The sequence below is a fragment of the Bacillus sp. FJAT-27916 genome (assembly GCF_001183965.1).
Taxonomy (GTDB): domain Bacteria; phylum Bacillota; class Bacilli; order Bacillales; family Pradoshiaceae; genus Pradoshia.
The window spans coordinates 1,885,201-1,900,546 of record NZ_LFZV01000001.1 but is presented as its reverse complement, the minus strand read 5'-3'; the positions used below and the strand labels follow the sequence as shown (position 1 = coordinate 1,900,546).

Below are 15,346 nucleotides of genomic sequence, written 5' to 3'. Positions count from 1 at the left end.
AATATACTCTTCATTTGCTGCTACTATCCACCTTCATTGCTCCCGATAAAGGCAAAACGATTGCTCGATAAGGCAGGTCTCCTGACTCATGCTTCCCTTTACTCTAAGCCCTTCCCATGAAGTCTCTTCACAGTGGATTACTTATTTCATCAGCATTCACAGTTGCGGGTACAGTTCCGGATTTTAACCGAATTCCCTATTAAGCCATAAATGGCGCCTTAACTGCACTTTAATCAATATCTTGTATTTGTGTTTTTATTCACAAACTATATCTTGTATATAAGATTATATAACTATCTAAAGAAAATAGCAAAGGACATATTTTTCCTAACCACGTGGTAATTGTTGCAGGATATAGTTGATGGTTTCCTCCGAGTCGAGTCTGACCGCTACATAAGGCGGATCAACATTTCTATTCGCTTCAATCGGGATGCCCAGCCATAAGAAACGGCGATCAATACAGATCATGCTGAATGGAGGTCCCTCCTGTATATGAAGATCCGGGTCTAAATAAGGATGCTCCTCTTTTGAATAGAGAGCTAATTTCGCACGAGCTGGTCTTGTGGTCAGTGCTTGTGCAAGCTCCTTCGATAATATACAGCGATTAGGAAGCGATAGAATAATTTGACTCTGAGCCTCTTTTACATCATTCAGCACATCATCTAGTTTGCGGGCATACATCCATTTAAGCTTTGGATGAGGATGCTTGATCCATTTTCCAATTTGGTCCATCCCGACCGTCTTATTGTGCTGAAGCTGGAAATCAATGAATTGATGCAAGGTTTTATACCTCGGAATCGTGTTCTTCAAGAAATCCACATCACTGACATGAATAAGCTTGCCTTTCGTCCTTGTGATTGCCACATTCAATAGACGCTCACTCTCTTTACCCGTTAAGAGCATACCAGCTCTTCTCTCTGGATACGAGTCGACCGTATCAAAGATCATCAGTTCCCTCTCGCTCCCCTGGAAACGATGCACAGTTGCGGCCATAAACGCACCTGCCCCATACTGCTCCGGATAAAAGTCTTGAAGAAGCTTCTCCATCAAGATGGCTTGAGCCCTGTATGGTGTCACATACCCGATTGATTTGCTTCCGCCCTGGTAGGCTTCATGAAGCAGCTGCAGAGAAAGCAGGGCATGCATGACATTCATTCTTGATCCTGAGGTGCCCCCGGTAAAACAATGCTCACCAGTAAAGCTCGCATCTAACAGAATGGAAGCCGCTTGTTCGAACGGCGCCCGGGCCACAATCTCTTCCCGGCTCTTCTGCACGCTTGGATGATCTCCGACAAGGGAATTATATAAATATTGATTCGTAAAAGCAGATATATCCGGATGCATCCTTCTTTGTTCCTTCAAGAGGAATAGATGTGGATGCAATACGCCGCCGCTCGCAATATCAGCGACACCAGCACGGTGGAATATATCTTCCCGCAGCCATGTATCAACAAGCTGCCCCCTTGATGCCGCAATCGGCGGCAGCTGTTTGAAATCTCCGCAAACAATCGCTCTTTTGGCCATACTTACGGCAAAGGCAATCTGCGGGATAAACGCCATGCTCGCTTCATCTACAATGACAAGGTCATATTCCTGCTCAAATATGACAGGATCATTGGCCGCCTTTGCAAGCGTTGTTCCGATAATGGAAGCCTCCTTGACGAGCTTCATCTCCTGCTTACGAATTCTGTCAAGAATACGCCCAAGCTTCTGTTCAAGCTCTAACAGCTGCTGTGAGTCCCTGACACTGAACGATTGGGAGAGATCCTTCTTCAAGAGACGCTTCTCCTCGGTAATCCGATCTTTATCAGACAGCAAACCTGCATCCTGGTCAGCAAGCAATTGTGACGGCAGAATGTCTCCATGCATCAATAACCCGTCACCTGCCTGGTTTCCGTAGCGCAATAGATCGCCAGTACGAAACTTATCCGCCTTCTTAATGAAGGCAGCCATCTCCCCAAGCAGTACATCTACTGCCTGGTTACTGTGCGAAAGCACCAATACTCTCTTATCCTTAAAATATTTATTTGCAGCTGTTCTTGCCAGCGTATATGTCTTCCCTGTTCCCGGCGGTCCCCAGACAAAGGTTACCGGATTGTATTTCGAACGCTGAAACAGCTCCTGCACAGCCGTTTTGCTATCAGTGCGCGTCCTTTTATCCGGAAAATCGGGATTCATCAGCCTCTTGACTCGGCTGCGCTTCCGTTTACTCTTCTTAATATCATCTAACCGTTCAATCAATTGCTCTAAAAGCTCCCATGGATCATGGGAAATAAAGGCCTCATCAATTAGATCCCCAATGGATTGATCCAAAGAAACTAATAGAGTATTTCCCTCAGCCGACAGCACACGAGCATCGTATTTGCTCCCATCCCGCTCGAGCCGGGCAACTGTGCCAATGGGAATCTTCAGTGGTGACATCGTCTCAAAATAATACGTATATGTGTCGCCTGATTGAATCTGATTCCCATTCATAAGTACATACTTATGGCTGCCATATTTTTTTAAATGGCCTATCTCCTGTGACAGGGCTTCCTGCCATTGGGTAATATATTCTTTCGTTGAAATAGAAGTTGAAGTAATCACTAGTCCTATCCTCTTATCCGCATCAATTTTGTTCTCAATTCGATTACTATACCATACAAATATATGTTCTGGGAACAAGGCAAAATTGGGCAGTTCAATCGTTAAAAACAAGTAAATAAATACCTTGCTTTACAAGATATACAATCCTATACTTATCTTATACCTTGTAATACAAAATAAATAATCCTGCTACCTGTTTAAAAGGATTAGAATCGGAGTGATAACAAATGTCCCAGACGCAAATGATGAAAGGGATATTGGATGGCTGCCTCCTTGCCATGATAAAGGAGAAGGAATGCTATGGTTATGAGATTGCAGAGCAATTAAGCCGCTACGGCTTTGACAGCATTAGTGAAGGAACCATTTACCCCCTCTTGCTGAGAATGCAAAGGGAAGGATTGATCACTTCGGTACGCAAGGAGTCAATTGCTGGACCGAAGCGGAAATATTATTCCTTAACGAGCGTGGGTGAAATAGCGTTAGAGGAGTTTCTATCAAGATGGGCACAGCTGGAAAAAAGCGTGAATGCTATTATCAGAAAGGATAGGTAATCAATATGGAAGAAAAGCTCTCCATGAAAAGCACTAAATTTCTCGAGGATTTAAAAATCTATCTGTTTTCAAGCGGAAAAAAGAATGAAGAGATTGATGACATCATCCGTGACCTAGCTGATCATTTATATGAAGCCGAATCAAACGGCAAATCCATTGAACAAATTATTGGTTCATCACCTAAGGAGTATATGCAGAGCCTTTCGGCGGAAATGAAAACGGATTATAAGGATTGGATGAAATTCATACCATTGGTTATTATCGGAGGAATGTCCTACCTCGTATTTAAAGACCTGATAAATGGCCCATTAAGCTATGGACTTCTGACAATCATCGGCACCATGATTTGCATTCTGCTTTTCTTTGCAGGTGTGATGGCAGCCTTCCGCTATACGGCCAGCCGCCAGCTATCAAAGTGGAAGGAATTTTTGGTGATTTTATTTCCATGTACGTTAAATTTCTTATTCATCGGCGGGGTTTTACTCATTGATTTACTTTATCCATCTCCTGTCATTCACTTCGGAACTATTGGGAGTATCCTGATTGGCCTGCTATTCCTCGGGTTTATTATCTTCTTCTCAGTCTGGGCAAAGACCTTTATTCTTCCAGTCACCCTTCTTGCCTTATATCTGCCGGAGCTTGCCCTGTCCCAAACATCATTAGATGAAATAACTCAAATCGTCATCAGTATGACCGCAACCTACAGCATCATTGGGGTCTATTTGCTTATAATATTGAAACGGGAGAAAGGAAAAGCAAGTGTTTGATCGATGACATCTTGTGATGAATGTAGTGATGATACCTGTTATCTCCTATCGGGACCAATACCGTCAGAGCTTATTTAGTAAATGGCGGGGCCACATCCTCCTATGCGATACGGGGTGGGTTAATCACCCACAAGAAGGATGATCAAACCGCAACAATTGAACTAAAAGCGCTGAGAATGAATGGGTAGATAATGAGACGATCATCATTAATGGACACATGCTGAAGGTGCCAAACGCCACCTTTGAATATCGGCATCAAAAAAATGCTGACCAGTCAGGCTTGTTATTTAGGAGCTGACTGGTTAGCTTTTTTACATAGGGGCTAACAAACAAGTGCAAGTTTGCATATAAGAGATTGTTTCTCATAGAGCGGCTGCTATTTGCCCTTTCGCCTGTTTTTTCGCCCATAGCCCTCCACAAGCGCCCTTACTCTCACTTTCTCGCCCATAGCTCTACTTTTTCGCCCTTAAAGCATTGAGTTTCGCCCATAAACTCTGTTTAATCGCCCTTAAAGTCAATATCAAGGATTATATACGTAAAAAAGAATAAAGGGATTATCTACAGAAAGAGTTAATTTCGAAAAAACCAACGTTTTTCAGGCTGAATATTTGCAAAAACAATAAAGAATTCAAGGAAACGATACTCTCAGGTCTTTGATAAAAAATGAAAAAAGACCTCCAGCAAAAACTGGGGGTCCCGCTCACATCTAGTCCTTCTTAAACAAATTCTTAAAGAATGAAAAACCTCCAACAGATTCTTCTTTCTCTTTCTGAGTATCTGGCTTTTTCTCCTCAGGGAGACTGATGTCTTCCTTGTTGATGGCATGACCATAAGCGAGCACAGCGCCGTGTGGTGAGTTATAATCCTTGTTCATGACAATTTTGAATTGTACCTTAGCTGATTCAGCCAGTTTGACGTATTTCGATAAGTATGTGTAACTAATATGACCATTCAAATAAAGCACGGCCTCTGTATGACTTCTCAGTATTTCCTCAAATGCCGGCGGAATCTTGTTTTCGAAGACTATTTTCTGCCCTAAGGCGACGACAACCCGCTCACGTAGGGATCCTAGAAATTCCTTACGCTCCTCAGGCTTTATTTCCTTTGCCCCATGGATTCCTTCTTGAAGGTAATCATCCACTGTTTTTTTCGACATCCGGTTCGCCTCCTTCATTCTTGCTTATCATATGTATCATCGGTTCTTTTAGGTTCCATATTATGTAGGGTGGGATGAAAGTCATTTTTTATTCATTATATAAGAAAAGACACCTGCCTATAGCAAGTGTCTTCTTTCGAAAATTGAGGCGAGGTCACAGCACTCCACATTGTGCTCGCCATTTAAGGCATGTGCTCGTCTTACACAATTCAGCTCATCGCGAAGATAACTATAACATAAATATTATTGTAAAGCAATAGTTATTAGGATAAAGCTTCAGTTAGTGCAGGTACAACTTGTTTCTTACGGGAAACGACACCTTTTAATATAGCTGTTTTATTCGTTAATGTAACACCAAAGGCTTGTTCAACAGCTGCAGATTTGCTGCCTACAGCAAGGGCTGCAGAATCATTCGTTAAGATGTTTGTAACGACAAGCAAGAATAAATCCAAGCCTTTTTCATCGATAACGGCTTGCATGGCAGCTTCAAGTTCAGCCTGCTTTGTCATTACTTCATCTGTGTCAACTGCGTTTACTTGCGCGATTTCAACTTTAGAAGTGCCCATGCTGAATTCTTTTGCATCTAGGGAGATCAATTCTTCAATTGTTTTCTTGCTTAAGTCTGCACCAGCTTTAAGCATGTCTAGTCCATACGCTTCTGCATCCACGCCGGCAATCTCAGCCAATTCCTTGGCTGCTTGTACATCTTGCTCTGTGCATGTTGGAGATTTGAACAATAAGGAATCAGAGATAATGGCAGATAACATAAGACCCGCGATTTCTTTCTTGATTTCTACCCCGTTCTCTTTGTAAAGCTTATTCAGGATTGTCGCTGTACAGCCAACCGGCTCAGCACGATAGTAAAGTGGATCAGCCGTTTCAAAGTTAGCGATACGGTGGTGGTCGATAACTTCAAGCACACGTACCTGTTCGATATCATCCGCACTTTGCTGGCGTTCGTTATGGTCAACAAGGATTACCTCGCTAGCTTCAGCAGCAACCTTCTCGACTAAACGAGGAGCTTCAATCTTAAATGTGTCAAGGGCAAATTGAGTTTCCCCGTTCACAGCGCCAAGTCTTACCGGCTCAGCGTTCATTCCTAAAGCTTTCTTTAATTCCGCATAAGCGATAGCGGAACAGATTGTATCTGTATCAGGATTTTTATGTCCAAAGATTAATACTTTTTCCATCAACATTCATACTCCTTTATTCATTGTTATATGTAATCCTTTGCCTTAAGCAAAGAATTGAAACGTAAACCACTTATCATTATAACTGAATTAGACAATTTTTTTAAGATTTCCCGACATTTTCAGTCGAAAATAAGAAATTAATTTTGCCATCCTTCCATTCAAGCGTGGCATCAAATGTATTTTCTCCCTTGCTAAAGCCTTTAATAAGGTTTGTCCTTCCTTCTTTCAGAAGCTTCTGCATATTGGCTTGACTGATTTTCTTACCAAGAATCGTCTTCGAAAAGGTGAATTTGCATTCCTTCTCCCGATAATTGGAGCAGCCATAGAATTGCCCTTTATCAACGACATCCCCTTGGCATAATGGGCATTGGCCCATTTTCTTCGGTTTCGGAAATTTTGAGCCTTTCCGCTGGATGCTCTCAACATTGTAATCAGAGAAATCCCATGTTTCGAAGCCCTTAATGGCATCTTCAATGATTTTCGCAGTCAACTTCTTCGTCTGTTCCATAAATTGGGCAGCCGAGGCCTTTCCTTCTCCGATTTCCGCCAAGCGCTGCTCCCATTTAGCTGTCATTTCAGGGCTTGCAAGAATTTCCTCGCCTATTGCCTTGATCAGCACCTTACCCTTATCGGTTGCAAAAACCTGATTCTTCTTGACGTCAATATATTTACGGTCCTTCAAGCTTGTGATGATTCCGGCTCTTGTTGCTTCTGTCCCAAGTCCCTCTGATTTCATAAGAACCTTCTCGAGCTCCTCATTGTCCAAATGTTTACCGGCTGTTTTCATTAGGGTGATCAGCTGTCCTTCTGTATAGCGTTTCGGCGGCTGTGTCTTTCCTTCCTTCACCTTAACTTTCTTGACGATTCCCGTGTCATCCTTCTTCACATTCGGAAGGATGGTATCTTCATCCTTATCATCTAAGAAAACGACTTGGCGCCAGCCTTCGCGTATTTGCTGTTTCCCTTTCGAAATGAATTCAGCGCGGCCATCCACTAGTGTGGTGATGGTCGTATAATCAAATACAGCTGATTCATAATGTGCGGCAATTAAACGGCGAACAATCAGATCATAAATATTCCTCTCCTCACCAGATAGGCGGCTTGGGTTCGTGACCTGCTCCGTCGGAATGATGGCATAGTGGTCTGAAACCTTCTTTTCATTCACGAACCGTTTATTATGAATGATGGACGGATTTGGCACAGGCATAAGACTCTTATAGTCTTCAAATTGCCCAAGCTTCTCCAAAATATCCGGAAACAGCTCTGCCTCACCTTCTGTCACATAGTTCGAATCACTACGCGGGTAGGAGACGATTCCTTTTTGATAGAGCTTTTGCAGAATATCAAGCGTCTTCTTTGGCGAATACTTAAAGGCTTTATTGGCTGTTGCCTGCAAAGAGGAAAGATTGAATAATAAAGGCGGTTGAAATTCCTTCCGTTCCGTTTTCATATCCTTAATAACGGCTTCTTTCGATTGGCAAAAGGCAGCAATCTTCTCGGCCATTTCCTTCTGGTCGAGCCTTGATTCTCCGTCCTTTTCCCATTTCCCTTCATATTTATGGCCATCCATCTCAAAGGTAGCTATTATCTCCCAGAAGGGCTTTGATACAAAGGATTCAATCTCCTGCTCCCTTTTAACAATCAGTGCAAGTGTCGGTGTCTGTACACGACCGGCTGAGAAAACATCATTCATCCCTTTTTGCTTCAGCAACAGGGAATACGCACGAGACGCATTCATGCCGACAAGCCAGTCTGCACAAGCCCTCGTATAGGCCTCATGAAATAAATAGATGGTCTCTTGTCCGTCCTTCAGCGACTTAAAGCCGTCTACGATAGACTTTTTCGTCAAGGATGAAATCCATAGCCGCTTCATCGGTTTCTTTACACCGCTTAAGGAAATGATGTTACGAACGATCAGTTCCCCCTCGCGCCCGGCATCACCCGCATGGATGATGGTTGAAACCTCAGGACGTTTTAATAATTGTTTCACAATATTAAATTGCTTATATTTTGATTTTGTCACTTGGTAGGTAAATCGTTCGGGTATGATTGGCAATGAGCCCATGGACCATTTCTTCCATTCCGGCTTATATGTCTCCGGTGCCGATAATTCAGTCAAATGGCCAATCGCCCATGTACAAAACGCCCCGTTTGGAAAGACTTCATTAGGCGAGATCTCCACATACCCATCATGCCGCTTAAAGGTAAATGGCGATGCTAATGTCAATCCTTGATCCGGTTTCTCCGCGATGATTAATTCCATAACCAGACTCCTTCTTGAAGCGTAATCTCTTAAGTCTCTATTATAAAACAAGAAAAGACTTTTGAGACAATGAATAGACAAAATCATTGGATTTGCAAGCTTTCATACCCCATATTAGCTCCAATAATGTCAAAAACTCCCCTAATCGAAGGAGAGTTTTTCTTCAGTTGACATAATAATATTATAGTTTTCATTCAACCATAGACTAATCGTAGCACTCATCTTCTCCGCTGCCGGAGACATGGCTGAAAACAATAAACTGACAAGATGCACCGGCAGCTGGATCAGCTCGTGGGGAATCAGCATGATGTTTACTTCCTCCGGCAGATTATGCAAGCACATCCTTGGAAGGATACTGATTCCAAGTCCGTTTCGAACAAGCTCAATAATCGCTCTTTCATCAGACAGCTCAAGGAGGACGGTTGGTTTAAAGGCTTTTTGCTTCAGGATCATTTCCCGATAGCTTGTCGGCATGATAAACGGACTTTCCTTCATTAAGCGGAACAAGTCGTCCCCCTGCTTTTCTTCATGCATAAGCAGATAGAACGGCTCATGAGTGAGCAGCAGCCGGTCAATCCTCCCTCTTTCCTTTAAAGAATAAGTAAACCCAATATCCACTTCTCCATTTTCAACCCAGTCGACAATTTCCTGGCTTGTCCCTTCACGGATATTCACCTGGATGGACGGAAATTGCTCATGAAATCTTTTCATAATGCCAGGAAGCCATTCAGAAGTAAGAGGTGTGACAGTCCCAATCGTCAAAGTCCCCAATTCCAGTCCCCTTATTTCAGCTAATTCCTGATTCATCTTTTCTTCTAGATATAGAATTTTCTCGATATATTGTAAAATCCGCTGCCCGCTATCAGTCAACTGAATCCCTGAGCGGCTTCTAGCCAACAGCTTCACCTTATATTCCTTTTCCAGGCTCGTGACCGAATGACTTACGGCTGATTGGGAGATTCCTAGACGCTCTCCTGCCAGCGAAAAGCTCCCTGTATCTACTACTTCTCGAAAAATGGCATACTTTTGAATCGACATATTAATCTCTCGTTTCTATCAAGGTATTCATTCTCTCAATCCTCATTATACCATATCTATCCAATCAGTCATTTCTACCCAAACGCTTTTAAAAGCCTGATTTCTACTATATAAACATTAAGAAATCAAATCATTCTTTACAGAAAAGTTAAAATAAGGAAATGTAGTTTCCTCTTTGGAAATAGAGGTATATCTAGTACTGTAACATCAAAACTTCGAAATGATTGAAAGGAGAAATGGACAATGGCAGATAACAAAATGTCCCGAGAAGAAGCCGGACGCAAAGGCGGAGAAACAACCGCCAAAAAACATGATAAGGAATTCTACCAAGAGATTGGGAAAAAGGGCGGAGAAGCCACTTCTGACAATCATGATAAGGAATTCTACCGCGAAATAGGCAAAAAAGGCGGAGAAGCACGCAATAACGACTAATCTTTAAACAAGCTAACTACTATTAAACGATAAAATCAATTGAAAAGGAGCGATTAACATGGCAGACGATAAAATGAGCAGAGAAGAAGCTGGACGTAAAGGTGGAGAAGCCACTTCAAAAAAACATGACAAGGAATTCTATCAAGAAATAGGTCAAAAAGGCGGAGAAGCTACTTCTGACAACCATGACAAAGAATTCTACCAAGAAATCGGCCAAAAAGGCGGAGAAGCTACTTCCGACAACCATGACAAAGAATTCTACCAAGAAATCGGTCAAAAAGGCGGAGAAGCTACTTCCGACAATCATGATAAAGAATTCTATCAAGAGATTGGAAAAAAAGGCGGAGAAGCTACTTCTGACAATCATGATAAGGAATTCTACCGTGAAATCGGAAAAAAAGGCGGAGAAGCACGCGATAACGATTAATTCGGATATCCCTTCAACTCCTATCCTCTATGGATAGGAGTTTTTTATTTCTATATACACTTTTCTTGCGAATACTCTGTAAATAATAACTATTACTTATACAATTACACTTGTATTTTTTTATAATAGAATCTAATATATAATAGTAAATTTACACATATAAGGAGTTATGGTAATGCGTTCAAAAATATTAAAGTCTTTCTTGGCCCTTATCCTTTTGATCAGCTTCATTCCATTTTCAGCACCGGTTGAAGCGGCATCAAACCTAAAGGTTCACTACATTAATGTTGGTCAAGGTGATTCCACTTTGATTCAAACGCCTAACGGCAAGAATTATCTAATTGACGGCGGGAAAAAAGGACAAGGAAAAGTGGTCACAGCCTATTTGAAGAAGCAAGGTGTCAAAAAGCTTGATGCAGTCATTGCAACCCATCCTGATGCCGACCATATCGGCGGCTTGATTACCGTTATCAAATCATTTAAGGTCAGTGCAGTCTACGCACCTAAAGTTTCACACACCTCTCAAACCTACAAAGAATTCTTAACTGCTGTGAAGGGCAAAAAACTGTCCATCAAAACAGCAAAACAAGGTGTCAAAATCGCAACGGGAACAAGTGCTGTCACATTGACTTTCCTTGCCCCAGTGAAAACTTACAGTAAAACAGACTTAAACAATTGGAGTGCTGTCCTCCTGTTAAAACATAACCAGAAGAAATTCTTGTTCATGGGGGATGCCGAAACAAAAGCAGAGAATGACATGATCAGCAAAAAACTCCTCTCAAAAGTCGATGTATTGAAGGTCGGCCACCATGGAGCGAAAAATACAACAAGCACGAACTTCCTTAAGAAGGTTAGTCCAAAATATGCTGTGATCAGTGTCGGCAAAAACGGTTATGGCCATCCAACAAGCGATGTCTTAAACCGATTGAAAGCACGTAAAATCACCGTTTATCGTACAGATAAAAGCAAAAATATCATCTTCACCTCAACAGGTAAAAAACTTACGGTCAAAACAGTGAAATAATAAAACAAGAGTCCCTCATCTTAAACTGGTACCCCTGTCAAGGACACATTAAAAAAAAGAGACTAAGCTACGAGAAGATGATTCCTAAATTGAACAGGGGTCATCTTCTTTAAGTTCCATTGATAACGGTCATAATTATAGTAATTGATGTAGTGCTTTATTTTGGCCTTTAGTTCATTCAGTGTCTGGCAAGATCGATAATCGACTTCATCTTTGAGGTGCCCAAAGAACGATTCCTGAGGGGCATTGTCCCAACAGTTTCCCCGGCGAGACATGGATTGTCCCAATCCATATTTCTTCAATAATTTTTGATAACGAGGACTTGTGTAATGGCTTCCTTGATCGGAGTGGATAAACGCATCCTTGTCTAATTTTACTTTCTTGTTGTTCATTAACTTATGGATCGTCTGCGTGGCGATATCCAATGTAATTCGGTCTGAAACATGGTAAACGAGGATTTCGTTCGTCGAGGCATCTTTTATGGTCGACAAATAAGCCATCTGTCTTCCGGCATATGGCAAATAGGTGATATCTGTTAATAGTACTTTACCAGGAACTCCTTGTTTGAATTCTCGGTTCAACTTGTTTGGAACGACCTGGTGTTCCTTAGTGGCTTTGGCGATTTTCCTATAAGGATTTGACCTCCTGTGAGGACAGACAATCCCATATTTCCTCATGATTCGTTGAATCTTTTTTCGACTAAAGTGGACTCCATACTTATTTTCTAATACCATCTTAATGGAGCGAGACCCCTTCTTATACCCGCGTCGTTTAAACGCTTTTAAAATGAGCTCTTTCGCTTCTAAATCTAATTGTTCTCTTGCTTTACGGACCTCAAAAGCCTTTAAGTAACTGTAGTAACCCGAACGGGATACGCCTAAGAGGGCACAAAAGTATGCCGTCAATCGCTTGAATGAATGTTGTTCCAAGGTCTCATAAATCAGCTGATAGATTCTATTTGGAGCGAGGTTTTGACTTTCGTTTAACAGCCTCCTTTCGGTCATTTCTAGCTTTTTTAATAGCTCTATTTGTCCTTCCAACAGCTTAATTTGAGCTTCTTGGCGTTTAATCACTTCAGATGGTGAGAGTTCCCGTTTTAACGGCCTTCCAGATGCCGTTTTCCTTGAATCCGTGAGTCCAAGTAACCCATTGGTTTCATAGGCTTTCTTCCACCTATAGGCCGATTGTTCGATTCGCTTCATTCCAATGAGGTCGACATCAAAACCGCCCTCCATAAAAATTTGCCGGGGAAGCTTTCCCGTCATATACTCATCAATAAATCTATTTTTAAATGCATCTGTATAGGTGATGGATCGCTCGCTGACACGTTGTACATTTGGGTTTTTTTGAAGTAGTTTAATCTCTCTAGATGTAAATGTAATCTTACTCATGGTATCCCCTTGTATCTTATTTCATGACCTCTAGTATATAAGAAAACCTGTAGCTAGGACACTCTTTTTCAAGTGTCCTAACTACAGGTACCAGTTTATCTGCAGGGACTCTTTTATTATAAAAACCTGTTACTTATCTATCATGATTCTTCTATTCGGCTGGGAATATTCGTGGCACCTTGGTGGTTTTCATAAAATGTATCCCACTCTCGGCCTTCGAGCCGATAATACCAATCCATTCGATCAAAATAGACTAACAAGCTTTGGTCGATAATGGTTTGGAGATTTTCATATTGAGAAGGGAGTTCAACATCTAGCCGTTTGCACAACAAATCTTGCATTTTTTTAATTGAAGCAATTAATTCCTCATCAATCTCAAGTTCCACCATTTTCTTCTTGCTGTCCATATAATCACACCCTTCTACTTGGTATTATACTAAATCCCTTTTTCTCCATTAAAGAAGCTTCAGAGAAACACCACCATTTTCCAAGCTGATAGAATACAATAAAAAACGCCGATACTCCCATATCCATCGCTATGGATATCGTTCGATCAGCGTTTCTGCATTTACGTCCCAGAGAGGATTCGAACCTCCGACCTACAGTTTAGGAAACTGTTGCTCTATCCTGCTGAGCTACTGGGACAGTTATGTATGACACTTAATTATTATAAAAGGATTGGCGAAATTGGTCAAGTCAAGATTTTTCCATATGTGCTGCATTTGATAGAGCCCTCTTACAAACCCCTGCTATGCGACTGTTCGCCAACTTACTCAAATCAGAAGGACTCTCTTGCTATAATAGCCTTCAGTATATAAAGAAGCTGCCACAATCATGACAGCCTCCTCCCTTTACCTCTAATGCTTATCTCATCTGCAGCTGCTCCTGCACGATATCCCTCAGCTTCAGCTTTAAGAACTTTCCGACTGAGGTCTTCGGAATCTCATCTAAGAACAAGATTTCATCTGGAAGCCACCATTTTGCAAATTGAGGAGCGATGAATTCTTTGATTTCTTCGGCTGTGACTTTGCCTTTATATTCAGGCTTTAATACGACACATCCGATGGGCCGTTCCTGCCATTGGATATGCGGCACAGCTACAACACTTGCTTCAAAGACTGCTTCATGCGCCATGAGCGCATTCTCCAAGTCAACGGAGGATATCCATTCTCCACCGCTTTTAATGAGATCCTTCGTGCGGTCAACCAATTTGACATTCCCTTCTTCATCAATGGTCGCGATATCCCCTGTCAGCAGCCATCCATCCTTGAAAGCATCATTTGTCCGTTCGTCTTTATAATAAGAATCTGTAATCCAATTTCCCCTTAGAATTAATTCGCCCATATCACGGCCATTCCATTCCACTTCTCCCTCTGAGCCGACGATTTTCATTTCCAGCCCAGGTACGATCAATCCTTGCTTAGCGCGAATGTCGAGAATTTCGTCTTCAGAGAGATCAGTTTGATAGCTTTTTAGATTGGATAACAGAACGAGCGGCGTCGTTTCCGTCATTCCATATAGATGCCTGAACGGAATCTTGTACGTATATTCATAGGTTTGGATTAAGGATCTTGGAGCAGCCGACCCTCCACATAGGATGGTGACTAATGAGCTTGTATCATATTTGCCTGTTTCAAGCTCTTGTAATAGTCCAAGCCAGATTGTCGGCACACCAGCTGTTTTGGTTACTCGGTATTCGTCGATGAATTCAGCAATTAGTGTTGAGTTAAATTGCGGCCCTGGAAGTACTTGTGTCGCGCCAAACCAAGTAGCTGCAAAAGGAAGACCCCAGGCATTGACATGAAACATAGGAACAACAGGCATAATGACATCCCTCTCGGAGACACCCACTGTATCAGCAAGCCCAAGGGCAAAGCTATGGAGGACAAGACCTCTATGGCTGTATTCCACTCCTTTTGGATTTCCTGTCGTGGCAGATGTATAGCACATCCCTGCCGTTTCGTTTTCATCGATGTCTTTGGCGAAAGGCGTTTTTGGATTGCCCTTTTTCAATAAATCTTCATATGAATATAGCGGTGAAAAGCTGACCTCTGGCAAGGATTGCTCATCTGTCATCATGATAAAGGCTTTGACAGACGTCAGTTCATGCGCAATCTCTGATACAACTGGCAATAGATCCTCATCAAAGAGCAGCACATCATCCTCGGCATGATTGATAATATAGGAAATATGCTCCTTTGAGAGACGGATATTAATTGTATGGTTGATGGCGCCTATCCCTGGAGCCGCAAAATACGCTTCCAAATGCCGATGATGATTCCATGCAAGCGTTCCAACTCTCCCGCCCCTTTGGACGCCCAAATCAATCAATGCTCCGGCCAGTCTTCTTGTTCGCTCGCCAATTTCCTTATAGGTTAATCGTTGAACCCTCGAATGCGTTCGTGAGATGACTTCTTTCTTAGGGAAAAATTGTTCAGCCCTCTCCAGTAAAGATTGGACAGTCAATGGTACGTTCATCATAATCAGTTACCCCTTTATCAAAGTTTTTTTACGGTGC

The 15,346-nt window shown here is 42.1% G+C and carries 13 protein-coding genes, 1 tRNA gene, 2 pseudogenes and 1 riboswitch; of the genes and pseudogenes, 7 read left to right on the top strand and 9 right to left on the bottom strand.

What is annotated here, in order from left to right:
* Nucleotides 1–54: 54 nt before the first annotated feature.
* Nucleotides 55–235: riboswitch (cobalamin riboswitch) on the bottom strand.
* A gap of 92 nt (nt 236–327) precedes the next feature.
* Nucleotides 328–2,586, bottom strand: coding sequence for a DEAD/DEAH box helicase (locus AC622_RS09175; RefSeq protein WP_231589499.1), 2,259 nt, complete (start codon nt 2,584–2,586; stop codon nt 328–330).
* A gap of 227 nt (nt 2,587–2,813) precedes the next feature.
* Between AC622_RS09175 and AC622_RS09170 the strand changes: the two genes are divergently transcribed.
* The 4 genes and pseudogenes from AC622_RS09170 to AC622_RS21660 all read left to right on the top strand — a co-directional run.
* The gene (locus AC622_RS09170) at nt 2,814–3,137 is read left to right on the top strand and encodes a PadR family transcriptional regulator (protein ID WP_049670797.1); all 324 of its coding nucleotides are present in this window, start codon (nt 2,814–2,816) and stop codon (nt 3,135–3,137) included.
* A gap of 5 nt (nt 3,138–3,142) precedes the next feature.
* Nucleotides 3,143–3,904 carry an HAAS domain-containing protein gene (locus AC622_RS09165; RefSeq protein ID WP_049670796.1) on the top strand — a complete coding sequence of 254 codons (762 nt, stop codon included), beginning with the start codon at nt 3,143–3,145 and terminating at the stop codon, nt 3,902–3,904.
* Between the two features lie 35 nt (nt 3,905–3,939).
* The gene (locus AC622_RS21665) at nt 3,940–4,092 is read left to right on the top strand and encodes a DUF5412 family protein (protein WP_197089980.1); all 153 of its coding nucleotides are present in this window, start codon (nt 3,940–3,942) and stop codon (nt 4,090–4,092) included.
* Nucleotides 4,080–4,202: pseudogene (locus tag AC622_RS21660) on the top strand (hypothetical protein); the annotation flags it as partial. The gene AC622_RS21665 and the pseudogene AC622_RS21660, both read left to right, overlap by 13 nt.
* 408 nt (nt 4,203–4,610) lie before the next feature.
* On the opposite strand, the gene AC622_RS09160 reads toward AC622_RS21660, so the two are convergent.
* The 4 genes from AC622_RS09160 to AC622_RS09145 form a co-directional block, all read right to left on the bottom strand.
* The gene (locus tag AC622_RS09160) at nt 4,611–5,060 is read right to left on the bottom strand and encodes a YueI family protein (RefSeq protein WP_049670795.1); all 450 of its coding nucleotides are present in this window, start codon (nt 5,058–5,060) and stop codon (nt 4,611–4,613) included.
* 263 nt (nt 5,061–5,323) lie between these two features.
* On the bottom strand, nt 5,324–6,250 hold the full coding sequence (locus AC622_RS09155) for a manganese-dependent inorganic pyrophosphatase (RefSeq protein ID WP_049670794.1): 927 nt from the start codon (nt 6,248–6,250) through the stop codon (nt 5,324–5,326).
* A gap of 103 nt (nt 6,251–6,353) precedes the next feature.
* Entirely contained in the window at nt 6,354–8,516 is a 2,163-nt protein-coding gene (locus tag AC622_RS09150) for a DNA topoisomerase III (RefSeq protein ID WP_049670793.1), read from the bottom strand.
* 141 nt (nt 8,517–8,657) lie between these two features.
* On the bottom strand, nt 8,658–9,554 hold the full coding sequence (locus AC622_RS09145) for a LysR family transcriptional regulator (RefSeq protein WP_049670792.1): 897 nt from the start codon (nt 9,552–9,554) through the stop codon (nt 8,658–8,660).
* 243 nt (nt 9,555–9,797) lie between these two features.
* Here AC622_RS09145 and AC622_RS09140 point away from each other — a divergent pair.
* From AC622_RS09140 to AC622_RS09130, 3 genes and pseudogenes are all read left to right on the top strand, one after another.
* A pseudogene (locus AC622_RS09140) lies at nt 9,798–9,975 on the top strand (KGG domain-containing protein); the annotation flags it as partial.
* 69 nt (nt 9,976–10,044) lie between these two features.
* Nucleotides 10,045–10,413, top strand: a complete 369-nt coding sequence (gsiB, locus tag AC622_RS09135; RefSeq protein WP_049670790.1) for a glucose starvation-inducible protein GsiB — start codon at nt 10,045–10,047, stop codon at nt 10,411–10,413.
* 175 nt (nt 10,414–10,588) lie between these two features.
* Nucleotides 10,589–11,437, top strand: coding sequence for a ComEC/Rec2 family competence protein (locus AC622_RS09130; protein WP_049670789.1), 849 nt, complete (start codon nt 10,589–10,591; stop codon nt 11,435–11,437).
* Between the two features lie 62 nt (nt 11,438–11,499).
* Here the strand turns inward: AC622_RS09130 and AC622_RS09125 are convergent, their stop codons facing one another.
* The 4 genes from AC622_RS09125 to AC622_RS09110 form a co-directional block, all read right to left on the bottom strand.
* Nucleotides 11,500–12,828: an IS3 family transposase gene (locus tag AC622_RS09125; RefSeq protein ID WP_049670788.1), complete on the bottom strand. Its 1,329-nt coding sequence runs from the start codon at nt 12,826–12,828 to the stop codon at nt 11,500–11,502.
* A gap of 140 nt (nt 12,829–12,968) precedes the next feature.
* The gene (locus tag AC622_RS09120) at nt 12,969–13,235 is read right to left on the bottom strand and encodes a hypothetical protein (protein ID WP_049670787.1); all 267 of its coding nucleotides are present in this window, start codon (nt 13,233–13,235) and stop codon (nt 12,969–12,971) included.
* 164 nt (nt 13,236–13,399) lie between these two features.
* Nucleotides 13,400–13,473, bottom strand: a tRNA-Arg gene (locus tag AC622_RS09115).
* Nucleotides 13,474–13,692: 219 nt separating this feature from the next.
* A complete protein-coding gene (locus tag AC622_RS09110; RefSeq protein ID WP_082197097.1) occupies nt 13,693–15,309 on the bottom strand; it encodes a long-chain fatty acid--CoA ligase in 1,617 nt (538 codons plus the stop codon).
* Nucleotides 15,310–15,346: the final 37 nt, after the last annotated feature.